We start from the raw sequence: 23,959 nt of genomic DNA, 5'->3' as shown, positions 1-23,959 counted from the left end.
GGCACCGGTTAATGCTGCCACCCGATCATATCCTGACACGGCTTGGAGTCACCGACCCGGTGGCCCTGACCCGAACCGGTATTGCCCGCCTTTGGACGGTGCGGACCAGGAATGGGCAGACGGCGGTTCTGAAGCTCTATGGCTCAAGCGGTAAGGGCAATGAAGCGGCCGGAGCCGCATATCTGCGCGCACATTCAGACCGTGGCGCCGTCAAAGTGATGGCCGTGACCCCGGATGCGGTGTTGATGGCCTTTCTGGAAGGCCCTTCCCTTGGCGATCTCAGCCGGGCCGGCCGGGATGTCGAGGCGATGCAGCTGCTGGCCCGATCCGCAGCCCGTTTGCATGCGCAGCCCGTTCTGACCGTGCGCGAATTGATGCCTTTGGACAGGGCGCTGGACATCCTCTTCACGTGTACTCCAGGCACCGATTGCCCGCCCGACCTGTGGCGCAATCTCAGCCAAGCGCAAACGCTGGCGAAACAACTTTTGGCGACGCAACCCGAACCGGTCCCGCTGCATGGGGATCTCCATCACGACAACATAATCTGCACTAACAATGGACTGCAAATTATTGATGCCAAAGGATATTGTGGGGATGTCGCATTCGAATTGGCGAACGCGCTACGCAGCCCGAAAGGGGCAGCCCAAACCGTTAGAAATTTAGGCCGCGTCCGGGCCTGCACCAGCCGATTTGCACATGCGCTTCAGGTTTCCCGGCAAAGACTGGCGCAATGGGGCGCCGTCAAATGCGCGCACTCCATCGCCGTGCGTGCCAGTGGCCAATTGGGTCGGGACACCGAATCAGACCTTCTTTCGCTGCTGCTGGACGAAGCGGCTCAGTAGAGCCCGCCGGAGCTGACCGTCCCAAAGGTCGCCTTGGGGCCGACAGTGGTTGTCTCTCCCGTGGACGTGGTCACCTGCTGACCCGATTGCTGCACCTCTTCGAAGAGCGGTAGATCGGACCCGACGGCAAAACCGCCATCATAAGTCAGGCCAAAAATCGGTTCGGCCCCGTCACGGAAGTATTCGGCAACGACATATTCCCCGCTGGCTTCATCGGGCAGTCGCGCGCCGGTAAAGCGATCGATCTTGATAAAGTGGCCACCCGGTGGGACTTCGAACGGACCACCACCGTATTTGGCGGTGGCCTTCTCCATGAAGGATTGGAAAACCGGCCCGCACATACCGCCGCCCGAGGCCCCCCGGCCCAACGGGCGCGGTCGGTCATAACCGATGTAGCACCCGGCAACGATGTTCGAAGTGAAGCCGATGAACCAGACATCTTTGGCCTCGTTGGTAGTGCCAGTTTTCCCGGCAGTCGGCACAGGCAGATTCACAGTTCGGCTGGCGGTGCCGCGATCCACAACGCCTTTCATCATGGAAGCCAACTGATAGGCGGTGATCGCGTCCATCACCTGTTCGCGATTGGTAACGATTTCCGGCGCAGCGTCAGGGGGAATCGACGCCGAGTTGCAGTCCACGCAGTCCCGTTCGTCGTGACGATAGATGGTCGCGCCATAGCGGTCCTGAATCCGGTCGACCAGCGTCGGCTCAACCCGTTCCCCGCCATTGGCGAACATCGCATAGGCCGAGACCATCTTGTAAAGGGTGGTTTCCTCAGAGCCCAGCGCGTTGGCGAGATACGGCCCCATGTGGTCGTAAACACCGAACCGCTCAGCATAGCCTGCCACGACTGGCATCGAGACTTCCTGCGCCAATCGAATGGTCATAAGGTTCCGCGATCGCTCGATCCCGGTGCGCAGCGGGGTCGGTCCATAAAACTTGTTGGAGGCGTTCTTGGGACGCCAGAGCCCCTGCGGGGTGTTCACTTCGATCGGCGCATCAACAACAATGGTGGCCGGGCTGTATCCACTGTCCAGCGCGGCCGCGTATACGAAAGGTTTGAAAGACGATCCCGGCTGTCGCTGAGCCTGCGTTGCGCGGTTGAATACCGAATCCTGATATGAGAATCCGCCCTGCATTGCCAGAACACGACCGGAATTCACGTCCATGGCGACAAAGCCGCCTTGCACTTCCGGCACCTGCCGCAAAGACCACTCACCTGCTGCCTCGGTCGCGCGCACAAGAACCACATCGCCGGGTGTGAAGTTGTCTCGGAACGAGCCCTTCATCCATTTGATATCGGACCGTTGCACCAGACCGGAATCTTCATTGCCTTCGACGCCGACACGGAGCTGCTGCTCACCAACTTCCAGAACCACTGCCGGATACCATTTGCCCCCCAGCGTCACGTCTCGCGGAACGCTCAGATCAGATAGCGCCGTGCGCCATGCGGTTTCATCGCCGAGGGTTTCAGCCGGGACGGTTTCCCCGGTTCCGCGCCACAAGCCGCGCGACCGGTCGTATTTCTCAAGGGCTTCTCGCAGCGATCGGGCCGCCTCGACCTGCATTTCCTCATCGATCGAGGCGCGCACTGTAAACCCGCCGGTAAAGAACTCACCTTCGCCGAAATCCTCGCTCAGCTGGCGGCGAATCTCGTCGGTGAAATAGTCGCGCGGCGGCAAGGCGGTGCGGAAACTATCGAAATCGCCATTTTGAACCGAGCGCAGTGGCATGGCGACTTCGGTTTCGTACGTCGCCAGGTCGATGTAGCCGTTTTCGTACATCTCCTCGAGCACGAAGTTCCGCCGTGCCAACAACCGTTCCTTGCGCCGAACCGGGTGATAGTCCGAAGGTGCCTTTGGCAGAGAGGCCAGAAAAGCCGCCTCGTGCGGCTCCAGTTCGGCCAGTGTTTTGTTGAAATAGGTCTGCGCCGCTGCGGCCACCCCATAGGAGTTCTGACCAAGGAAGATCTCGTTCATGTAGAGTTCGAGGATCTGTTCTTTGTCGAGTGTCTGCTCAAGGCGGACGGCCAGAATGATCTCTTTGATCTTACGCTCGGCCCGCCGGTCCCCCGACAACAGGAAGTTCTTCATCACCTGCTGGGTGATGGTAGACGCGCCGCGCACATTCTGACCCTTGGACTTGACCGCCTCAAAGCCCGCGGCAGCAATACCGCGAATGTCATAGCCCTGATGGGTGTAGAAATTCTTATCTTCCGCCGAGATGAAGGCCTGTTTCACCAGATCGGGAATATCTTCGGATGGCGCGAACAGGCGTCGTTCCTTGGCAAATTCGTCAATCAACTGACCTTCGCCGGAATAGATGCGGCTGATCGTAGGCGGCTTGTACTGGGCCAGTGATTCATGGCTGGGCAAATCGCGGCCATACATCCAGAACACGCCCCCGATGGTCAGAGCGACCATGAAAACACCTAGTGTCACAAGGCTGAAAATCGCCCCGAAGAAGGAGAGGATGAAGCGGATCACAGTGCTGCCCGTTGCTAGGTTGGTATCGCGATGCGTTCTATATAGGGTGCGCCATCGTCCGGGTCAAAACACCCCGGCAAAATTCAGCGTCCGGCCGCGAACTTGCTCTCATCTAACGTCGCGCTTACCAGCTGTAAACAGCATCACAAAATGACGGAACGACAAAACCCTTCACAACACAGCGGTCATTGCCTCACCAGCGCGCGTCGCTCCAGATCGGCCTTGCGCCATTCGACAAGCCCGTTTCGAATCCCTTCTGCCATTTTCTTGCGCCAATCTGCATTCTGAAGGTTCTCAAGGTCGCGCGGGCTCGACAAAAATCCGATTTCGATCAGGACCGAAGGTATATCGGCTGCCTTCAGGACAGAAAACGCCGCCGCCCGCAATGGCCTGCGATTCATCGGCCCACCTGTCTGCGCCATCCCATCCACAAGCGACTGCGCCAACGCGCCGGTGCGTGGTTGGGTTTCCTGCCGCGCCAGATCCAGAAGGACATCCGTGACCTGATCGTCAGTTCGGCTCAGGTCCACGCCAGACAGGAGGTCTCCACGGTCATGGCGCTCGGCCAGCTTGGCCGAGGCAACGTCCGAAGCCTCCTCTGCCAGCACATGCACGGTGGCCCCATGCGCCAGCCCTTCGGCCAGCGAATCCGCATGAAGCGAGATGAAAACGTCTGCCCCTGCACGGTGAGCCAGCGCAACCCGACGTTCCAGCGAAACGAAATGGTCAGCCTCCCGAGTGAGGACAACTTCGAACCCGCCTGTCCGAAAAAGGATATCGCTCAGTTCCCGGGCAAATGTCAGCATCATGTGCTTTTCGATGATGTCGCCGACTTCTGCTCCGGGGTCGATGCCACCGTGTCCGGGGTCGAGCACGATCCGCAACGGCGCGTCCGGCCCCTTTTGATCCGACTTTGGCAGATCGGCAGGCTCCGGTAGATCCCAACGCGGATCACGCGGAGCCCCGGACAACTTGGCGAAATCTTCTGCCGGGACCCGCTCCAACCGCACGACAAGATGCGCCCCGCCGGTATCCTGATCGACGTCCAAGCCAGCCTTGGACACAGCCAGCGGACCATTCAGATCCAGCACCAGCCGAGACCAGCCCGGCAGATATGCTCCGAACTGCGCACGCAACACCGCATCGGGCACGGACATCTGGTCCATGGTCAAACCTGTCCAATCAACTTCCTGAAAGTCGAGGACCAGCCGCGGAGGCCCGTCCAGCGTGAACAGTCGATACGGAACCCCCTGACTCAAATTCAGTTCAACTTCGATCCCGTCAGTCTGCTCCGTTACCCGGCTGTTTTCGGCATCCACACGGGCAAGCCCGCTGAACCCCTGTGCCAGCGCCGTCGAACTCGTGGCCGGCACCCCAAGAATGAATGAGGCGACAACCAACAGCATGCTTGCTGCAAAACGTGCCCGGTTCCTGCTCATTTCTTTACCTATGTTCCTCGCTGCCCGCTCTTGCGGCGGGCCATTTCGGACGCAGCATAACTTAGCCGAGTCGCCGCGCCTAGCCGCGCCTCGCCATGAAATCCGCAAGACGCGCCAACCCTTCCTCGATATCGGCAGTCGACCGCGCATATGAAAAGCGCAGGGTGTGGTGCCCCCGCTCTGGATCGAAATCCAATCCCGGCGTGACCGCGACACCCGCGTTGTCCAGAATCTCGGCGGCAAATGCCCTGCTGTCATCCGTCAGATCCGACACGTCGGCATAAACATAGAACGCTCCGTCTGGCGGCGCGATTTTCGCGAAGCCCGCCGTGGGCAGACCCTCCATCATCAGGGCGCGGTTGGCTTTGTAGACATCAAGATTTTCTTGTAACTCGTCGCCACACTCCATCGCAGCCAGAGCAGCAACCTGACTGGCATGAGGCGCGCATATAAACATGTTCTGGGCAATTCGTTCGACGGTTCGCACATGATCGTCAGGAACCACCATCCACCCGACCCGCCAGCCGGTCATCGAGAAGTATTTCGAGAACGAGTTGATCACGTAGCATTCGTCGGTCAGTTCCAGCGCCGTTACCGCCTTGGCCTCGTATTCGATCCCGTGGTAGATCTCGTCGCTGATGAAGGCTGTTTCCTGCGCGTGACAGGCCTCGATCAACGCGCCCATGGCCGAACGATCCAGCATCGTTCCCGTCGGATTGGCCGGCGAGGCCACCATCAACCCGGCCAGATCCAGCCCCTGCAAATCTGTCGGAACCGGCTGGTAGCGGTTTTCCGGGGCGCTGGAGATATCGACAGGCATCATGCCCAGCGCATACAGGATCTGCCGGTAGGAAGGATACCCCGGCGCGCCGATCCCCACCCTGTCGCCGCTGTCAAAAAGCGCGGTGAAGGCCAGCAGGAACGCGCCGGAAGATCCCGGAGTGATCAAAACGCGTTCAGGGTTCAGATCTACCCCATACCATTCGCCATATAGCCGGGCGATCCTCTGCCGAAGGGGCGGCAAACCCAATGCCACCGTATAACCAAGCGCGTCCGAAGTCAGGGATTTGGCCAGTTCCTCAACCGCCCCTTTCGGCGCGCCAGTGCTTGGTTGGCCGACTTCCATGTGAATGATGTGACGGCCGCTTTCTTCGGCTTTTCGGGCCGCCTCCATGACATCCATCACAATGAAAGGATCGACCTCGGATCGGGTTGAGTTTCTCATGACATACTCCCATGGTGCGCGCATGGTTATTGATCGCTTATCCGGGTCGAGGTCAATCCCGGCTGTCATGCTGGCGGTGCTTCTCTATCTTTGCAGCGCCCTGCCCTCGGCAGCGATAACACTTCTACGCGACCCGGATATCGAACACGGGCTGCAACAGATTGCAGGCCCGGTTCTGGTCGCCGCCGGCCTCAGCCCGAAACGGGTGCGCGTTCTGGTCGTCAACGATGACAGCTTCAACGCTTTCGTGATCGACAGCCAGACGATATTTTTGCACTACGGCCTGATCATGAAGGTCAACCGGGCCGACATGCTGCAGGCGGTCATCGCCCACGAAGCGGCGCATATCACCAATGGGCACCTCGCCCGTCGGATGGGTAACATGCAGCACGCCCGGGGGGTCGCCAATCTGGGTGCGGCACTGGCGTTGATCGCAGCCGTCGCAGGGGCCTCCGAGGCGGCCGTTGGTATTGCAGCCGGCACTCAAAGCTCGGCTTTTCGGTCTTTTCTAAAGCACACGCGTGCGGAGGAATCCTCGGCGGACCGGTCCGCTGCGGGGTTTCTGCGCAATGCCGGGATTAACCTGCAGGGCATGGTCGATCTGCACCATGCCTTTCGCGGACAGGAGTTGCTCACCGTCGGACAGCAGGATCCCTATATGCAATCTCATCCGTTGACGCGGGACCGGATTCGCGCAGCCGAGACCTTTCTTGCGACCTACGGCGGCAGCGCATTGCCAAATCCACACGCTGATTACTGGTTCGCCCGGGTTCGGGGCAAACTTTCGGCGTTTCTCCGCGCTCCGAAATGGACCATGCGACGAGCCCCAAGCGAGGCTGCGTCGGATATCCGTCTGATGCGCGAGGCCGTGGCGTATCATCGCCAACGAAACCTGCCCCGCGCCCGCGCTGCCATAGATGGCGCATTGGAGATCCGACCTGATGACCCATATTACTACGAATTGCGTGGCCAGATCATGATGGAGAACAGGGAATGGGACCCGGCGCTGGCCTCCTATCGCAAGGCGGTCGACCTAGCCCCGCGCGAACCCCTGATCCTTGCGGGTTACGGCCGCGCACTGTTGGCAACGGGCCGCTCGCGGGAGGCACTGGAATATCTGGAAAAAGCTCGGCAGCGGGATTTCCGTGACGGGCGCATGATGCGGGATCTGGCTGTGGCCTATGCCAATCTGGGAGAAAACGGTATGGCCTCGATGGTAACCGCGGAACGTTATGCTTTGCAGGGACGGCTTCCTGACGCTGAACTGCACGCAAAAAGAGCGGTGGCACAACTGCCCCGCGGCTCTGCCGCGTGGCAACGGGCACAGGACGTGCTTATCGCCGCTGAAAGACTGAACAAAAGGAAAAAGAAATGATCCGATTTGCTGCCCCGGCCCTCACCGCCATGGCTCTGCTTGCCGCACCGGCACAGGCTCTGGACCTGAGCAACATGAACGAAGACGAGCGCTCGGCGTTCCGAGCCGAGATCCGGTCTTACCTGCTCGAGAATCCCGAGGTGATCATCGAAGCGATCGATATACTCGAACAGCAACGCGCCGAGGCCGAAGCACAGGCAGACTATGCGCTGGTCGCGCATAATGCTGACGAGTTGTTCAACGATGGATACTCATGGGTCGGCGGCAACCCCGACGGCGACATCACTCTGGTCGAGTTTATGGATTATCGCTGCGGCTATTGCCGCAAAGCGGTGCCGGAGGTGGCCAAGGTTCTGAAAGAAGACGGCAATATCCGCCTCATCATCAAGGAATACCCGATTCTGGGCGAGGCCTCTGTCCTGTCGGCGCGGTTCGCGGTTGCTACGCTGAAAGTGGCTGGCAATGACGCCTACAAGCAGGTGCATGACGCTCTGCTGGAATATTCAGGCGAGGTGAACGAAGTAAGTTTGCGCCGGATCAGCGAAGGCTTGGGGCTCGAAACCGATAAGATCTTCGAAACAATGCCATCCGCAGAAGTGACCGAGGATCTGACCCGCACAGCGCAGCTGGCGCAGCGGATGAACATATCCGGCACACCGACATTCGTGCTGGATGACGAATTGCTGCGCGGCTACCTGCCGGCCGAACAGATGCTGATCATGGTCGACGACAAACGCGACAAAGGTTGATGCCCAAGGCGAAACAAGCGGCGGGGGGTCACTCCGCCGCTTCGGAACCTTCAGCGTCGGTAGCGGCCTCAATCTCTGCCGCCTTCTTTTCCACTTGTTCGACGATATGGTCGATCATTGCCTCGTTGCTCAACTTGTGGCTCTGCTTACCCGCTAGGTAAACCATGCCCGACCCGGCCCCGCCGCCGGTGAAACCCACATCAGTCATCAATGCCTCACCCGGCCCGTTCACGACACAACCGATGATCGATAGGCTCATGGGTGTGTGGATATGGGCCAGCCGCAGCTCCAGTTCTTCGACCGTCTTGATTACGTCAAACCCTTGCCGCGCGCAGGATGGGCACGAGATGATGTTGACCCCGCGATGGCGCAGGCCCAGCGATTTCAGGATCTCGTATCCAACCTTTACCTCTTCGACAGGATCTGCCGACAGGCTGACACGGATCGTGTCGCCAATCCCCATCCAGAGCAGATTACCAAGACCGATTGCCGATTTGATGGTGCCCGAGACCAGCCCGCCGGCCTCGGTGATGCCCAGATGAATAGGCGCATCAGTCGCTTCGGCGATACCCTGATATGCCGCAGCTGACAGAAACACGTCCGAGGCTTTGACCGATATCTTGAAATCGTGAAAGTCGTTGTCCTGTAGGATGCGGATATGTTCCAACCCGCTTTCCACCATCGCCTCGGGACAGGGTTCACCATATTTTTCAAGCAGATGCCGTTCGAGGCTTCCAGCGTTGACACCGATACGGATGGAACAATTGTGATCCCGGGCCGCCTGAATGACCTCTTTCACCCGCGTCTCATCACCGATGTTGCCCGGGTTGATGCGCAGACAAGCCGCGCCGGCTTCGGCAGCCTCGATCCCGCGTTTGTAGTGGAAGTGAATGTCGGCAATGATCGGAACCGGGCTTTCCGCCACGATCTCTTTCAAGGCTTTGGACGAGGCCTCGTCGGGAACAGAGACCCGAACGATATCGGCGCCTGCTTCGGCTGCGGCCTGGACCTGAGCGATCGTCGCGGCGGCGTCAGTGGTCAGCGTGTTGGTCATGGTTTGAACAGCGATCGGGGCGTCACCACCGATTGGCACATTTCCAACCATGATCTGGCGAGACTTACGGCGATAGATGTTGCGCCACGGGCGCACATGGTTGAGCGACATGAGCCGACTCCGCTGATGTTGAGAGATCCTGCGCGTTAGATAGTCCGGTATCGCCGCAGTCGCAATCCCGCACGGGTCGGGATCTCTGCTAGCAGGGGTTGTTGGGCAGAAGGTGAACTTACTGCTCGGGCGCAGGCGTGAGGTCTTGCTCAACGGGTTGTGTCTGCGCCTCGGCATACCGACGCAAATCATCGTCGCTTGTCAGATCGGCAATCGAATAGGATTCGGTTACCGCATCAATGGCAAGCGTGACATTGTCGGTTACGGTTCCGGGATCGCCAACCGGCCCATAATGCTTGTCACCGATTTCGAAATAGACCGCACCGCTGGCACCGGCCCTCAGGATCGGCGGCTCTTCAAAGCTTGGCACCTCATAGGTGCTGCCTGCCGGCAGGGTTTCCTCAAAGATCACGGTTCCGTCCGGGGCCTTGATCCGCATCCAGGCGGTGCGCACGGCCAGCACCTTGAGCTGTTGGGGGGCCTCTTCAAGAACCTGAGGCACGGCTTCTGGAAGGGCCATCTGCGCCGATGCAATCTGCACCTCGGGCAATTCTGGCGCCGGGAACGTGCCGACATTGCGCGGATCCAGCGTGGAAATCGGAGCATCCCGAGATACCAGAACCGGAACATCCAACGCCTGCGGGCGATAGAGACGATCCAGCGCCTCGGCACTGGGCAGCCCGGGTGTCGCACCGTCTTCGGCCTCAGCCGTCGCTGCCCCGCTCAGTGGATCAAGATCTGACAGAACAACCGGTGCCTGCTCTACCGGGGCGAACTGCACTTGCTGCACCTCTTTGAGAACTGACCACCCGCCGTATCCAATGCCGCCGATCAACGCCAGCAGCACAAGTGTCGATCCGATAGCGCGAGCTTCGATATGCTGGAACAGACTGCCGCCGTCGTGGTGAAATCCGCTGCCGGGAATTGCAAAAGCCTCGGCGCCGCGGTTGTCCGACGCCAGTGGGGCCATCCCGTCATGTTTCTTGCCCGAAGCTTCGGCGGACATGCCATGGGCAACCGTGAACCCACTTTCCTGGCAGAAGGTGTCGAATGTTTCATCCGGATCCATGCCCAGATACCGGGCATAGGACCGTACGTAGCCGGCAATGAAACCGGGCGTGTCAAAAGCAGTTGGGTCGGAGTTTTCGATTGCGGCGATGTAGCTCGCCTTGATCCGCAGTTCGCGCTGCACATCGAGCAGAGATTTGCCCATCGTGGCCCGCTCTCCGCGCATCGTGTCACCAAGACGAAGCTCAAAGTCGTCGAAGCTCTTTGGCCCCTCGACAACTTCCACTTCTTCCGGTTTGCGCTGAGATCTGCGCCCTATCATTCCTGCCGCCCCATTTTGCCTGCCGCGCGATACGCCAGCGTCTGAAATCGCCCCTACGATTCGAACACGCTTGTTGTTACTTCAAGCGTAACACAGGACAAGTGGTTTGCACACAGGTCGCAGCTTATCCTGCAAGTTCGGCACGATTCAGCGCACAATGTGACCAAAGTTCGTCCAGGGCCCGAATCAGCTTGTTCATCTCCTCCGGCCCATGCACGGGCGATGGTGTAAACCTCAGGCGCTCGGTGCCGCGCGGAACAGTCGGAAAGTTGATCGGCTGCACGTAAATTCCGTAATTTTCCAACAACATGTCCGACAGCTTCTTGGTGTGGACAGGGTCACCCACAATCACCGGGACGATATGCGATCCGTGATCAATAATCGGCAGCCCCATACCCTTGAGGCGCAACTTGAGGACCCGGGCCTGTTCCTGGTGCTTTTCCCGAAGCTCGGGGTGCCGCTTGAGCCATGCGACCGAGGCAGCGGCCCCGGCTGCTACCGCCGGCGGCAGGGACGTCGTGAAAATGAAGCCCGGAGCATAGGAGCGGATCGCGTCACACATCTTGTGGGATGCCGCAATATAGCCCCCCATGACCCCATACGCCTTGGCCAGCGTGCCGTTAATGATATCCAGCCGGTGCATCAGCCGGTCGCGTTCAGCAACACCGCCGCCGCGCGGGCCGTACATGCCGACCGCATGGACTTCGTCCACATAGGTCAGCGCACCAAATTCGTCGGCAAGATCGCAGATTGCCTCGATGGGGCCGAAATCCCCGTCCATCGAATAGATCGATTCAAATGCGATGAGTTTCGGGGCTGCAGGGTCATCCGCCTCGAGAAGTTCACGCAGATGTGCCAGATCGTTGTGCCGGAATATCCGCTTCGCTCCGCCGTTGCGGCGCACACCTTCGATCATCGAGGCATGATTCAATTCATCCGAATAGATAATCAGGCCGGGAAACAGCTTGGGCAGGGTCGAAAGCGTCGCGTCGTTGGCAATATAGGCCGAAGTGAACAGCAGGGCGCTTTCTTTGCCATGCAAATCCGCCAGCTCGGCCTCAAGTCGCTTGTGATACACGGTGGTGCCCGAAATATTTCGTGTCCCGCCGGAACCGGCACCAGCGGAATCCGTTGCCTCATGGATCGCCTCCAGCACCACTGGGTTTTGCCCCATCCCGAGGTAATCGTTTCCGCACCACACGCTGATCGGTTGCTCCGAACCGTCCGGTTTGGTCCAGATAGCGTGGGGGAAATGTCCGCTGCGACGCTCGATGTCGATAAATGTGCGATACCGGCCTTCGTCGTGAAGGCGTGCAATTGCGTCGTCTAGCTTTGCGGCGTAGTCCAAAGGACTTCTCCTTGAGTTCTGCCTCTTCAGGCGCCCGCTGCCTTAGGCAACCGGTGCAATGCGTCGCCAAGCAGGCACGCCAAGGCCGTATTCACGTTCAGGAATGGATACAGTTCTCCCCTCTCCCGATCAACTCATTACCGTTGCGCTTCATGTCGCAGCCTTGATCCAGATCAACGCGCTCTGGACAGTCCCCGGTCAGTGCCCCACATTCAGCGCCAAAACCACCAGATCCAACCGGGAGAACACCATGTCCCTCGCCTCAGTCCTCACCCGTATCGATGCTGATCTTCCCGTCGCAATGGACCGACTTATGGAGCTCTTGCGAATCCAGTCGATTTCGACGGACCCAGCCTTTAAAGAGTCGTGCGACCAGGCCGCCGACTGGTTGGTACGCGACCTGCAAGCCATTGGCGTTGAGGCAGAAAAACGCCCGACCCCCGGCCACCCGATGGTCGTCGGGCATATAGGGCAGGACTTGGGAGACAGTGTACCCCATTTGCTGTTTTATGGCCACTATGACGTTCAGCCCGTGGACCCACTGGAGTTGTGGAACACACCTCCGTTCGAGCCTCGGCTGGAAGACACGCCCAATGGCAAAGTGATCCGCGGACGCGGCTCATCTGATGACAAAGGGCAGCTCATGACCTTTGTGGAAGCCTGTCGTGCGTGGAAGGCGGTGAACGGGTCACTGCCGTGCCGCATCACTTATTTCTTCGAAGGCGAAGAAGAATCAGGCTCGCCCTCTTTGGTTCCTTTCATGAAAGATCACGTTACCGAGCTGAAGGCTGATATCGCGCTGATCTGTGACACGTCGATGGTATCCCGGGGCGTTCCCTCCATCGCGTCTCAGCTGCGCGGCATGCTCAAGGACGAATTCACACTGACTGGCCCGCGTATCGACCTGCATTCCGGTCACTATGGCGGTCCGGGCCTGAACCCGCTGCGCGAGATGGCCCGGATCATCGACAGTTTCTATGATGCCGAAACCGGTCGGGTGGCTGTCGAAGGGTTCTACGAAGGTGTCGCGGAAGTCCCCGCGGATCAGTTGCGTCAGTGGCAGGGCTGCGGGTTTGACGAGCAGGATTACCTGTCCAACGCCGGATACACTCAGGCTCATGGCGAACAGGCCTATTCCACGCTTGAACAACAATGGGCCCGACCAACGCTGGAAATCAACGGTCTGTGGGGCGGCTACAATGGTGCCGGTTCAAAGACTGTGATCCCGTCCAAGGCACATTGCAAGATCACGTGCCGGCTGGTGGGTCACATGGACCCGGATGCGTTGCGTGACAGGATCCGGGCACATGTCGAAGCCCGCCTCGGGCCGGATCTTAGCATTGAATGGGACAATGATTCCGAAGGATCGCCTGCCTCGGTCATGGATATTACCCGCCCCGAGTTTTCCTCGGCACGCACAGCATTGTCTAATGAATGGGGACGCGAAGCGGTATTTACAGGAATGGGCGGTTCGATCCCGATTGCCGGGTTCTTCAAATCTATCCTGGGCATGGAATCCATGCTTGTCGGCTTCGCCAATGAAGATGATGCAATCCACTCGCCGAACGAGAAATATGACGTCGAGAGTTTCCACAAAGGTATCCGCAGCTGGGCCCGGATTCTGGATGCATTGACCAAGGGCTGAAATCAGGCCTTAGGTCTGGCGCGTGAGAGACTGGACGGCCATAACAATCTGCGCGTCTACAGAAGCCCGGAGAACCGATCTGGCAACAGGTACTGGGTTCGGTATTCCGGGCGGTCAAACTGATAAAACCCGGTCTCACCACGCGGCTTGAATGTCCTCTGCATTTTCCGGCGCAGCAGACGCATGTCGAAGCCATCCTGCATCTCCAGATCTGCAAAGGCTTCGAATACGGCTCTGTCCTCGCCCCGCGCTTCGGCAAACCAATGCCGCCCGATCGAGGCCTCTTTTACCGTGACGCCAGTGGCCGCCGTTACTTCGTTTCGTCGGTCCATGGCCTCGGAATAGGCGGGAAAATCACAGAACTTGAGATGCAGAAGATACAGGTCATCCGGTGTATGGAGCTTTTCGTATTGGGTGAAATGGCCTCCGCGCGCGATCTTGGTGCCGGTCGAGATGACACACGGTTTGGAGTAATGTGGGGCTGGCCGCACGTGGCGGCGCGGGCCTAGAATTCGGTCTGTGATCGGCTCCTGTTCCACGTCGATCCGGTGTATGACTTCAAGACCCAACGGTGTCAGCACCCGTTTCGCCGGCTGAGCGTCCAGCCAGTCCGGCAGACTCATCCCGGCCTGGGGGTCCAGCACCACCAGTTCATCAACGTCCCCGACGATCACGTGGTTGTAGTAGCAGCGCAATCCCATGACGAAATTGTTCAGCATTCGCCAACGCTTCATGTCAAAGTTCTTGTGAGGATCGCCCGGTATTCCGATGACGTTGCAGCCGGCTGCCAGATCCGCCACTTCCTGACCGTAGCCATGATTGACCACATAGCAGTTCTCGCGCCCGAACATCTCTCCGTAGTGGCGCAGCCACGCTTTCAGAAAAAACGCGTCATCCCGCACCATGGTCAGTGCTGCAACTGTCTGCATGTCCTGCGCCTCGCCTTCTTGCTCTTGCCCTTTCATAGCGCAGCCGGAGATTCCTGAGAATCCCCAAAGAACGCAATTTGCCTGACCAGAGAAAACCAGCATCTGGTCCAGGGCTTCACAAAAGGGAAACTTATGGCGTTTTGGGGGAAAAGTGGCGCGGTTGACGGGACTCGAACCCGCGACCCCCGGCGTGACAGGCCGGTACTCTAACCAACTGAGCTACAACCGCGCATTGTCTTTCGACAGGGTCTTTTTTTGCCTTTCGGCGTTGGCTCCTACCCCGAAAGGCGCCCCGGAACCGAGGGGATGGCAGCGGTGGCGCGGTTGACGGGACTCGAACCCGCGACCCCCGGCGTGACAGGCCGGTACTCTAACCAACTGAGCTACAACCGCTCACTGCCCGATCAGCGATGCTGAACGTTCGGCTGTATTATGACCCCTCCCCGGCCCCGTCAAGCAGGCTTTTCAGATTTTTCCACTTCCGCATCGGGTTTTTTCGAAGTCGTGTTCCAAGGGTCGACCTGACCTGTCACCTGCAGATCGAACACAGGTGTTGGTATTTGCGGCACAGCCGAATTCATCGGAAAAAACTCAGGCGCTGCGATAAGGTCAAAGTCATCCCGGATGCACCAGATCAGACCCGCTCGTAGCCCGCCGATTGAGAGCTGCCCAAGGGTGCCGCCGCGGTAGTCCTTGCTACTCTCACGGTGCCTTCACAAGCCAGGAAACGGCGCGGCCCAAGATCAAACGAGAGGGACCGATCCCGCAAAACAATCCTCGCAGATCGCGGGCATGTTTTGGCCGGAACGGCTTCAGCGGGATGTCTTGCATTCGGATCTGCAAACGCGGGCCAAAGTCACCGAGCCAACAGGTTTAGGGCAACATTCTTTTGGTTCAGGAGTCTGGGCGAAACACGCCTGCCTTGGTTCCAGAGATCGGTTTGAGCTGAAGAAGAGCACGTAACATTCAGAAGTAAAACCAAATTATTTCAGACGATTAAGGATCAGGCAGCGGAATGAATTCACGATCATCTCCGGGCGGCAACCGGAACCGGCCGTGGGTCCAATCCCCTGCCCTCCACGCTTCTTTCGCGGCCTCGATCTTCTCTTTTGACGACGCAACAAAGTTCCACCAGATATGGCGCGGGCCGCCCATTGTCTCGCCCCCCAACAGCATCAGCCGGGCGCCGGTATCACCTGCTTTCAGACTGATCCGATCCCCCGGCCGAAACACCATCATCCGACCCGGTTCGAAGACCTGCCTCGCAACCTCGACCGATCCGTCCAGTACATAGGCACCGCGGTCCTCGTGGTTGTCAGGTAATGGTATGGAACTGCCCGGGTCTAGTCGTACGTCGAGATAAAACATCTCGGAGCTTGTAGAGACCGGCGCAGCTTCGCCATAGGCCGTTCCGAGGATCAACCGAACCTGTTTCCCCTCGGCGTCGAGAAAAGGCAGATCTTTTCGTGCAGCATGTTCAAAAGCCGCCGGGCGGTCCTCTTGCTCGTCCGGCAAGGCCACCCAAGTCTGTATCCCGAACATGGACAATGGGTCCGTTCTAGTCGCATCGTCCGTGCGCTCGGAATGGGTGATCCCATGGCCGGCAACCATCCAGTTCACTTCGCCCGGTTCGATCCACTGATCTGTACCGAGCGAGTCGCGGTGATGCAGACGGCCAGAATACAAATACGTCACTGTCGCCAGCCCGATATGGGGGTGAGGTCGAACATCAATCCCCTGCCCGGTCAGCAATTCCACCGGGCCGAACTGATCGAAGAAAATGAACGGGCCAACCATCTGACGCCTTGGCGCCGGCAGGGCCCGCCGCACTTCGAAACCGCCGAGATCTCGGGCCCGTGGAACGATCACAGTCTCGATTGAATCGACGGCGTCACCGATCGGTATGTCCGGGTCGAGAATGGGGCTCCAGCTCATCGTGTTCCTCCAGATCTGCTGATGCACCCAAGATATGAGAACCCGCGAAAAATCCCATTCCCACAATTCAGACATTGGACGTGCGGCAATGCACATGCGGATGTTCCAATGAAAAGGGCCTGACCCTGCAACGGCAGGATCAGGCCCAAATTGTAGAAGTTGCCAAACTTAGTTGGAGTTGGCTTTCATGATGCACTCACGGCCCATGTCCATCGCGGCCTTGGTGCCGGACAGGTCAAGCGTGAACACGCGGTCTGCATCAATGACCTTCATGGTCTGCTTGTTGGCGATGTCAGAGATGAACGCCGGGTTGTTCGCCTTGATGAACGCGCCGGAATATCCCTGCGAATTGCCTTCCATCACGGATTCTTTGGCGGTGAACAGATCGCCATCGATATCGATGATGAACTCATTCCCTTGCTCCAGACCCTCGGCGGTTTCCTGAGTAAAGGCACCGATGTAGCCAAGATCCTGGTTGGCCAGAATGCCCATCTGAACGATCAGGCCTTCGCGGCGGGTTTCGATAACGCAGGTCTTATCATCAGTTTTGGTAAATACATTCCAGCCACCGGCGGAGCCGTATTCCGTGAAAGTCTGCGCGCTGGCACCAGCAGCAGCCACGGTTGCAATGAGCGCGCTGGCAGCGATCGTTTTGAAGTCAATCATAGATTTTCATCCTGTAAGCTATGTCGTTTCCGGGCGACAGAGCGAACATAGCGCAAGACTTTGGGCAGGTCGACTCTGCTATTGAATTTTTCTCCCGATTTCCGCCGCTTAGGCAGCTTTCGGCTGGCATCATGGGCTCGAGAGTCGATATTTGCCCCAAATCGCCCTTTTTGACGGAGTGTTGACGGGCTCGACACAAGCCATTCAGTCCGGTTTCAGCCCTGATTTCGGAACAGACGCGTTGAAGAAAACATCGCCTCCAACTCCTCGATGCGTTCCTTGCTTTGCTCCCAACGGGTTTCCTGCACTTCGGCGATGAGAGCCTCTGCAATCAGCTGTAATGCGATGGTCGAATCCCAGCTCGACGGAGCTTCGACCAAGCCGTTGAATGTATAATCGGAACACCTTGCGATTGGAGAGCCCCATTGGTCCGTGAACAGGATGACAGTGACACCGCGATCACTTGCAATCTGGGCAAGCTTTTCCAGATGGGCCTCGTAGCGGCGGATATCAAAGATCACCAGCACGGCCCCCTGCCCCATGTCGAGCAGATATTGCGGCCAGACATTGGCCGAATTGCCAAGCATCGTCACATTGGGCCGAATGATCTGCATGTGATTATACAGGTAGTCGGCGTTCGACCGGGTGATCCGCCCACCCACGACATATAAAGGGCGGCTGGTGTCGGCCAGAACCTGCGCCACCGCGTCGAACATGTCGATATCGATACGCTCCAGCGTGTGGCGCATATTTGTCCATACGACCTGCGCAAACCGCATCAACGGGTGTTCAGCGCTTTCGTCCACAACCCAAGCGTCACGTTTTGAAATCGGCTTTTTGATTTGGGCCGCCACTTCCTCGCGCAGCGCATCCTGAAGATCGGGAAAACCGTCAAAGCCAAGCTTGCGCGCCATGCGGATGACTGTGGGCGTCGAAACCCCGGCCGCAGCGGCCAGCTTGGTAATCGATTGTAGCCCGCCCATCGGGTAATCTTGCATCAGCACCGAGGCCAGCTGCCTTTCGGAACGGGTCAGTTCCTCCATTTCATCCTGGATCAGCTGTTTGACAAGCTTGGAAGTCGGGGTCACGTCGGCGCCTCGGATTTAGCTTTCTCTACAGATTATTGACTTCTGTAATCATGTCTACAGAAATTTTCTTGACAGGCGGCAGGCAAGTGTAACCAATGCTTCACATGCCTGCGAACCCCGAGTCTGCTTCCTCCATGCCGCTCCTCGATCCGATCGAGTCTCCTGCTGCGCGGGCATTGAATACGAACGGGAAAGCACCCGCGCTGCTGGTTTGCGAGCACGCAAGCCGCTTTATACCTGCTGCCCTTGATGAGCTTGGATTGACGGCAACCGCCGCCCTGTCCCATGCCGCGTGGGACATTGGAGCCCGAGACCTTGCGATCGAGCTGATGGGCGCACTGGATGCTCCGCTTGTCCTGTCGCGGGTCAGCCGGCTGGTTTACGACTGCAACCGGCCACCGGATGCAAAGGGTGCAATTCCCAGCCGAAGCGAAGCCTTCGAAGTTCCCGGCAACTCTGAGCTGACGACCGAAGAGAGAAACCGCCGGGTGCAGGAAATTTACAACCCGTTTCAAAGGCTTCTGTCCGCTACATTGGATGCCCGCCCCACGCCGCCGGTACTGATAACGATCCACAGTTTTACGCCTGTCTATCACGGACGGCGCCGGGACGTGGAGCTTGGCATTCTGCACGACGCGGATGACCGTGCGGCGCGCATTCTGCTCAAGGCCGCCTCGGGCTCCGGCCTGAAAACCGCGCTCAATCAACCCTATTCCGCCGCCGATGGCGTGACCCACACATTGCGGGAGCATGGCCTGAAAAGGGGATTGCCCAACGTGATGATTGAGATCCGCAATGACCTGCTAGACAGCCCCGGCGGCATCACCCGGATGACGGGGCTGCTCGCACCCATGCTGCAAGCGACAATAAGTGAACTGGTCCCACAAGAGGTTCAGACATGACGACAGGGATACAGGTATGAATTTATTGCGGAAATATATCTCGTTCATTGACGGGATAAACCGCTGGATCGGTCGGGTGGTGATGTATGGCATCTTTGCCATGATGGCCATTCTGTTGTGGTCGTCTGTGTCCAAGACCTTCTTTCTGCCCTCACTCTGGACGCTGGAAATGGCGCAGTTCGCGATGGTCGCCTACTACATGCTCGGCGGCCCTTACTCGATCCAGATGGGATCGAATGTGCGGATGGATTTGCTTTATGGTGAGTGGTCCAGTCGTCGGAAGGCATGGACAGACGCCCTGACGGTGCTGTTCCTGATCTTCTACCTCTGCGTTCTGGTTTATGGCGGCTGGGATTCGCTCAGCTACTCCCTGCAATACGGGGAACGCAGCCCGACCGCATGGCGCCCCTACCTCTGGCCGATCAAGTTGATCATGCTGACCGGGCTGGTTCTGATGTTGCTGCAGGCCTTGTCGGAGCTGGCCAAGGACATCCTTCGCATACGGGGCGAAGACATCCCGAGGGAGGTGGTCTGATGTCCTATGAATTGATCGCCATTCTGATGTTTTCGACAATGATGCTGATGCTGCTCACCGGCCAGCGCGTGTTCGGCGCTATCGGTTTCGTTGCCGTTGTCGCCGCGCTGCTGCTCTGGGGCGACCGGGGAGGCTATGACCTCGGCTTTGCCGCAGCAATGAAGCTCATGAAATGGTATCCGCTGCTGACCCTACCGATGTTCATCTTCATGGGCTACGTGCTGTCGGAATCAAAGATCGCCGATGACCTCTACAAGATGTTCCATGTTTGGATGGGCGGGCTGAACGGTGGCCTGGCCATCGGCACGATCGGACTGATGGTTCTGATCTCTGCCATGAACGGGCTGAGTGTTGCCGGCATGGCCATCGGAGCGACCATTGCCCTGCCTGAACTGCTGAAGCGGGGCTATGACAAGAGAATGGTAACCGGGGTGATCCAGGCCGGGTCCTCTCTGGGTATTCTAGTGCCGCCCTCGGTCGTGTTGGTGCTCTATGCCATGATCGCCCGGCAACCAGTCGGGCAGCTTTGGCTGGCAGGCGTGGTCCCGGGTCTGATGATGGCCACGATGTTCATTCTCTACATCGCGATCCGCTGCCGGATTAACCCTGACCTTGGCCGAGCCCTTCCCCCTGAAGAACGGAACGTGCCGCTGCCGGAAAAACTGGCGCTGCTGCGTGCCGGGCTGCTGCCGTTCGCGATTTTTGCCGCCATGATGGTCCCTTTCGTGAATGGTTGGACCTCTCTGGTGGAAAGCTCTGCCATCGGGGCATTGACAGCCTTTGTCGCGGCCGTTCTGAAGGGCCGGATGACGCGGGAGGTTTTTGAAACCTCAGTGCGCTCGACCCTCGGTATCTCCTGCATGTTCATGTGGATCATTCTTGCCGCTCTAGCCTTTGGCGCGGTTTTCGACGGGCTCGGCGCTGTTCGGGCTATCGAGAACCTGTTCACCGACCGGCTGGGCCTCGATCCGTGGATGATCCTCATCCTGATGCAGCTGAGCTTTATCCTGATGGGCACCTTCCTTGATGATACGGCAATGCTGGTCATCGTTGCGCCGCTCTATGTCCCGCTGGTCAAGGCGCTCGGATTCGACCTGATCTGGTATGGCGTGCTTTACACGATCACCACGCAGATCGCCTATATGACACCACCGTTCGGCTACAACCTGTTCCTGATGCGGGCCATGGCGCCGCCCGAGATCAGCCTGCGCGATATCTACGGCTCGATCCTGCCCTTCGTTCTGGTGATGACGCTGGCGCTGACGATCATCATGGTTTTCCCACAGATCGCGCTGTGGCTGCCCGAACTCGTTTACAACAAGTGACCACCCAAAATGACCCCGGAGTCACCGGGGCACCAGACCAAACCGAAAGAGACCAACAGGAGGATACAAAATGACAAACAGACGTTCATTTCTGAAAGGCGCCGCCGTCGCACCGGCGGCCGCGCTGGCGACGCCGGCACTGGCACAGTCCACCATCAAATGGCGGATGCAAACCTATGCCGGCCCTGCCCTTGCCGCGCATGTGATCGACCCAGCGGTCGAAATGTTCAACAAGATTGCAGGCGACCGGATGCAAATCGAACTGTTCTATGCAGATCAGTTGGTTCCGACCGGCGAGCTGTTCCGAGCAATGCAGCGCGGCACGATCGATGCGGTGCAGTCGGATGATGATTCAATGGCCTCGCCCACCGAAGTCACAGTGTTCGGCGGTTACTTCCCATTTGCCTCGCGCTACTCGCTCGATGTGCCGGTGCTGTTCAACCAATACGGGCTGAACGAGATCTGGGATGCGGAATACTCCAAGGTTGGTGTCAAACACATCAGCGCCGGTGCATGGGATCCCTGCCACTTTGCCACCAAGGACCCCATCAACAGCCTTGCCGACCTTAAGGGTAAGCGCGTCTTCACCTTCCCGACCGCAGGGCGTTTCCTGGCCCAGTTCGGTGTGGTTCCGGTGACCTTGCCGTGGGAAGACATCGAAGTCGCGGTGCAGACAGGCGAGCTGGACGGAGTCGCGTGGTCAGGCATCACCGAAGACTACACCGTCGGCTGGGCCGATGTGACCAACTACTTCCTGACCAACAACATTTCCGGGGCATGGGCCGGATCGTTCTTTGCTAACATGGACCGTTGGAACGAACTGCCCGAAGACCTGCAAACCCTGTTCCGGGTATGCTGCGACCAGTCCCACTATTATCGCCAGTGGTGGTACTGGGGCGGCGAAGCTGCACTGCGTGTCAACGGCACCAAGATGGAGCTGACTTCGATACCTGACGAAGAGTGGGCGCAGGTCGAAGCCGCAGCCGTGACGTTCTGGGATGAAGTGGCCGCAGAATCCGAAACCAAGGCCAAGGTCGTCGAGATCTTCAAGAAGTACAATGCGGACATGCAGAAGGCCGGCCGCCCATACCGGTACGGTTAATCCGCAAGACAACACCACCCGGCGCGACAGTGCGCGCGCCGGGTGACAATCAGGATCAAAATGGTCGCTCCTTTGATACAAACCCGCAACCTTCCCCTTATCCTGAAACCCAACACCATGCGGGCGGGGACGGATGCAGCTTTGCCTGCGCCGTTACAAAGGTGATCCATTGGCGATTGCTGGGTTCATAATCGAGATCTTTGCGGCGACCATGCTGCTGCTCTTTGCCGTGCGGTTTGTCCGAACCGGGATCGAGCGGCGTTTCGGTGCCATGTTCGAACGAGTCCTGACCGGACATTCCAATCCGTTTCTCGCCGGGCTGTCCGGGATGGTTCTGGCTGCGGTCATCCAAAGTTCGGCGGCCGTGGCCCTGCTTCTCACCGGTTTTGCCGCTGCGGGTATGGTCAGTTTTGGATTGGCACTTGCCGGGGTGCTCGGCGCCGATCTGGGATCGGCGATTGTGGTGCAGATCCTGTCCTACGACCTGCGCTGGTTGCAGCCTTTCCTGCTGGCGGGAGGAGGCTGGCTGTACCTGAAATCCGACAGCAGTCAGATGCGGCTGACCGGGCGGATTATTCTGGGCATCGCCTTCATCCTGATATCACTGCAACTCCTGCGGAGCGCAGTGGATCCCATCAGGCAGAGCGAATTTTTGCCTGCAGTTGCCGGCTATCTTAGCAACGATTATGTGGCAGCCTTTCTGGCCGGAGCCGCGCTGGCTTTCGTGATGCACTCCAGTGTCGCCGCCATCTTGATGTGTGTCGCTCTGGTTCAGGTCGAGGCTCTGCCCTTTGCTGCTGGCTTGTCACTGGTCTTCGGCGCCAATCTTGGGGGCGCGCTGATCCCGATCTGGCTGACCCGTGACATGGCCCCGGCCCCGCGCCGTATTCCACTGGCAAATTTTCTGCTCCGAGGCAGTGCCGCATTCCTTTTGCTGCTGGCCGTCAACATGCTTGATCTGTCCGAGATCCTGATGATTGCCGAACCGGGGCAGTCTCTTGTGCTTGCACATATCGGCTTCAACCTTTTGCTGGCCCTGACGTCGATCGGCTTCGTGAACGCGTTGGAAAAGCCGATGGAACTGCTGCTGCCCGAGAAAGAGGAAAGCCGCCGTGACATTTCACAGATGTTCGCGCCATACAGCCCGCTGGAAACGTCACACGACCCCCGCGCGGCCGTGGCCATGTCGTCGGTCAGGCAGGAGCTGTTGCAGATGGTCACTCGGGTCGAACGCATGATGCGGCCCATTCTGGAATTGTATGAAACCGATGACACCGACGCGATTGCCGCAATCTGGCAAGAGGACGAAAGGGTCAACGCACAGCTTGCCGAAATTCGCCGTTTTGTCGCCCGGATGCCGCGCCAGAACATGCGCAAGGCCGAAATCAAGACGGCGCGCGCATTGGTCGAATATGCGATCCGGGTCGAAGCCGCAGGCGATATCCTGTCAAAACGAATTACACGCTGCGCACAGGTAAAACACACAGAAATTGCACGTTTCTCGGCGGCTGGCTGGAAAGAGCTGACGGACCTGCACAAAGCGGTCTCGGAGAGCTTTTCGCTGGCCCGCCATATCGTTCTCGTCGACGATCTGGAATGCGCCCGTCGGCTGGTTTTGGACAAGGCCGAAGTGAAGCGCATGGAGCGCGCCAGCCGCAAGGCACATCTGAAACGGCTGGAACGCGGGACTGCTGAAAGCTTTCAGTCAAGCGATCTGCATCTGGAAACTCTGCGAGCCTTTCGCGACCTGCACGGCCATATTGCCTCGGTCGCCTACCCGATCCTCTACAGCAAAGGCCAGATCCTCGAGACACGGCTGGTCACGGAAATCAAGAAAGAGCAGGTCGATGACTGAACCTGCGCGTACAGGAAG

At 58.6% G+C, this 23,959-nt stretch carries 19 protein-coding genes and 2 tRNA genes; 9 read left to right on the top strand and 12 right to left on the bottom strand.

What is annotated here, in order from left to right; translation table 11 throughout:
* Positions 1–11: 11 nt before the first annotated feature.
* Complete coding sequence (locus tag ACP15U_RS03995) at positions 12–842, top strand: aminoglycoside phosphotransferase family protein (RefSeq protein WP_425043849.1); 831 nt, start codon at positions 12–14, stop codon at positions 840–842.
* Here the strand turns inward: ACP15U_RS03995 and ACP15U_RS03990 are convergent.
* The 3 genes from ACP15U_RS03990 to ACP15U_RS03980 all read right to left on the bottom strand — a co-directional run bounded on the left by ACP15U_RS03990 (position 836) and on the right by ACP15U_RS03980 (position 5,992).
* Positions 836–3,328 carry a penicillin-binding protein 1A gene (locus ACP15U_RS03990; protein WP_425043848.1) on the bottom strand — a complete coding sequence of 831 codons (2,493 nt, stop codon included), beginning with the start codon at positions 3,326–3,328 and terminating at the stop codon, positions 836–838. The two genes, ACP15U_RS03995 and ACP15U_RS03990, sit on opposite strands and share 7 nt — an antisense overlap.
* A 185-nt stretch (positions 3,329–3,513) precedes the next feature.
* Positions 3,514–4,734 (bottom strand): N-acetylmuramoyl-L-alanine amidase, encoded by a 1,221-nt coding sequence (locus ACP15U_RS03985; protein WP_425044271.1) that lies wholly within the window; start codon positions 4,732–4,734, stop codon positions 3,514–3,516.
* 112 nt (positions 4,735–4,846) lie between these two features.
* Positions 4,847–5,992 carry a pyridoxal phosphate-dependent aminotransferase gene (locus ACP15U_RS03980; protein WP_425043847.1) on the bottom strand — a complete coding sequence of 382 codons (1,146 nt, stop codon included), beginning with the start codon at positions 5,990–5,992 and terminating at the stop codon, positions 4,847–4,849.
* Here ACP15U_RS03980 and ACP15U_RS03975 point away from each other — a divergent pair.
* On the top strand, positions 5,991–7,367 hold the full coding sequence (locus tag ACP15U_RS03975; protein ID WP_425043846.1) for a M48 family metalloprotease: 1,377 nt from the start codon (positions 5,991–5,993) through the stop codon (positions 7,365–7,367). The genes ACP15U_RS03980 and ACP15U_RS03975 overlap by 2 nt on opposite strands.
* Positions 7,364–8,116 carry a DsbA family protein gene (locus tag ACP15U_RS03970; RefSeq protein ID WP_425043845.1) on the top strand — a complete coding sequence of 251 codons (753 nt, stop codon included), beginning with the start codon at positions 7,364–7,366 and terminating at the stop codon, positions 8,114–8,116. Before ACP15U_RS03975 ends, ACP15U_RS03970 begins: the two co-directional genes overlap by 4 nt.
* A gap of 28 nt (positions 8,117–8,144) precedes the next feature.
* Here ACP15U_RS03970 and ispG read toward each other — a convergent pair whose 3' ends face one another.
* From ispG to hemA, 3 genes are all read right to left on the bottom strand, one after another.
* Positions 8,145–9,281 carry a flavodoxin-dependent (E)-4-hydroxy-3-methylbut-2-enyl-diphosphate synthase gene (gene ispG / locus ACP15U_RS03965; protein ID WP_425043844.1) on the bottom strand — a complete coding sequence of 379 codons (1,137 nt, stop codon included), beginning with the start codon at positions 9,279–9,281 and terminating at the stop codon, positions 8,145–8,147.
* Positions 9,282–9,399: 118 nt separating this feature from the next.
* Positions 9,400–10,611 carry a helix-turn-helix domain-containing protein gene (locus ACP15U_RS03960; RefSeq protein WP_425043843.1) on the bottom strand — a complete coding sequence of 404 codons (1,212 nt, stop codon included), beginning with the start codon at positions 10,609–10,611 and terminating at the stop codon, positions 9,400–9,402.
* A gap of 124 nt (positions 10,612–10,735) precedes the next feature.
* A complete protein-coding gene (gene hemA / locus ACP15U_RS03955) occupies positions 10,736–11,959 on the bottom strand; it encodes a 5-aminolevulinate synthase (RefSeq protein ID WP_425043842.1) in 1,224 nt (407 codons plus the stop codon).
* A 250-nt stretch (positions 11,960–12,209) separates the two neighbouring features.
* On the opposite strand from hemA, the gene ACP15U_RS03950 reads away from it, so the two are divergent.
* On the top strand, positions 12,210–13,604 hold the full coding sequence (locus ACP15U_RS03950; RefSeq protein ID WP_425043841.1) for a M20/M25/M40 family metallo-hydrolase: 1,395 nt from the start codon (positions 12,210–12,212) through the stop codon (positions 13,602–13,604).
* Between the two features lie 56 nt (positions 13,605–13,660).
* Here the strand turns inward: ACP15U_RS03950 and ACP15U_RS03945 are convergent, their stop codons facing one another.
* From ACP15U_RS03945 to ACP15U_RS03920, 6 genes are all read right to left on the bottom strand, one after another.
* The gene (locus tag ACP15U_RS03945) at positions 13,661–14,533 is read right to left on the bottom strand and encodes a glycosyltransferase family 2 protein (protein ID WP_425043840.1); all 873 of its coding nucleotides are present in this window, start codon (positions 14,531–14,533) and stop codon (positions 13,661–13,663) included.
* A gap of 152 nt (positions 14,534–14,685) precedes the next feature.
* Positions 14,686–14,762 (bottom strand) — tRNA-Asp (locus ACP15U_RS03940).
* A gap of 87 nt (positions 14,763–14,849) precedes the next feature.
* Positions 14,850–14,926 (bottom strand) — tRNA-Asp (locus ACP15U_RS03935).
* Positions 14,927–15,529: 603 nt separating this feature from the next.
* The gene (locus tag ACP15U_RS03930) at positions 15,530–16,468 is read right to left on the bottom strand and encodes a pirin family protein (RefSeq protein WP_425043839.1); all 939 of its coding nucleotides are present in this window, start codon (positions 16,466–16,468) and stop codon (positions 15,530–15,532) included.
* A gap of 168 nt (positions 16,469–16,636) precedes the next feature.
* The gene (locus tag ACP15U_RS03925) at positions 16,637–17,134 is read right to left on the bottom strand and encodes a hypothetical protein (protein WP_425043838.1); all 498 of its coding nucleotides are present in this window, start codon (positions 17,132–17,134) and stop codon (positions 16,637–16,639) included.
* Positions 17,135–17,349: 215 nt separating this feature from the next.
* Complete coding sequence (locus tag ACP15U_RS03920; protein ID WP_425043837.1) at positions 17,350–18,222, bottom strand: MurR/RpiR family transcriptional regulator; 873 nt, start codon at positions 18,220–18,222, stop codon at positions 17,350–17,352.
* 134 nt (positions 18,223–18,356) lie between these two features.
* Here ACP15U_RS03920 and ACP15U_RS03915 point away from each other — a divergent pair, with 134 nt between their 5' ends.
* The 5 genes from ACP15U_RS03915 (at position 18,357) to ACP15U_RS03895 (ending at position 23,941) form a co-directional block, all read left to right on the top strand.
* Entirely contained in the window at positions 18,357–19,124 is a 768-nt protein-coding gene (locus ACP15U_RS03915; protein ID WP_425043836.1) for an N-formylglutamate amidohydrolase, read from the top strand.
* 16 nt (positions 19,125–19,140) lie between these two features.
* On the top strand, positions 19,141–19,659 hold the full coding sequence (locus ACP15U_RS03910) for a TRAP transporter small permease subunit (RefSeq protein ID WP_425043835.1): 519 nt from the start codon (positions 19,141–19,143) through the stop codon (positions 19,657–19,659).
* Positions 19,659–20,984 carry a TRAP transporter large permease gene (locus ACP15U_RS03905; RefSeq protein ID WP_425043834.1) on the top strand — a complete coding sequence of 442 codons (1,326 nt, stop codon included), beginning with the start codon at positions 19,659–19,661 and terminating at the stop codon, positions 20,982–20,984. The genes ACP15U_RS03910 and ACP15U_RS03905 overlap by 1 nt, the downstream gene beginning before the upstream one ends.
* A 70-nt stretch (positions 20,985–21,054) precedes the next feature.
* A complete protein-coding gene (locus tag ACP15U_RS03900; RefSeq protein ID WP_425043833.1) occupies positions 21,055–22,086 on the top strand; it encodes a TRAP transporter substrate-binding protein in 1,032 nt (343 codons plus the stop codon).
* 133 nt (positions 22,087–22,219) lie between these two features.
* Entirely contained in the window at positions 22,220–23,941 is a 1,722-nt protein-coding gene (locus ACP15U_RS03895; protein WP_425043832.1) for a Na/Pi cotransporter family protein, read from the top strand.
* The last annotated feature ends 18 nt before the right edge of the window (positions 23,942–23,959 follow it).

The sequence above is a fragment of the Primorskyibacter sp. S87 genome, from assembly GCF_049801055.1.
GTDB lineage: Bacteria > Pseudomonadota > Alphaproteobacteria > Rhodobacterales > Rhodobacteraceae > JBNAGF01.
Note: the sequence above shows the minus strand (reverse complement) of the source record. Positions and strands in the feature narration are given on the sequence as shown.